The following is a 213-nucleotide window of genomic DNA, read 5'->3' as shown; positions in this document are numbered from 1 at the left end:
TAAAGTGCCTTTATTGGGTGATATTCCTTACTTAGGGCAGCTATTTAGATCGCCTAAGAGTAGTACTGAAAAGCGTAATTTAATTATCTTTATTCGCCGAACTATTATTCGTGACGATCAAACTATGTTGGAATTGAGTCATCGTAAATATGGATTGATTCGCCATGTTCAATTAGGTCAAGCAGTTGATGGTATCTAGTTAATGCCTGACTC

1 protein-coding gene is annotated in these 213 nt (G+C 36.6%); it reads left to right on the top strand.

Annotated features, from left to right (window positions below):
- On the top strand, positions 1–199 hold a 199-nt coding region (locus V6256_RS16000), incomplete at its 5' end, for a hypothetical protein (RefSeq protein WP_341599188.1).
- Positions 200–213 lie beyond the last annotated feature (14 nt).

Source organism: Psychromonas aquatilis (genome assembly GCF_038155185.1).
In the GTDB taxonomy this organism is placed as follows: Bacteria; Pseudomonadota; Gammaproteobacteria; order Enterobacterales; family Psychromonadaceae; genus Psychromonas; species Psychromonas aquatilis.
This window is presented reverse-complemented; position numbering and strand designations above follow the sequence as displayed.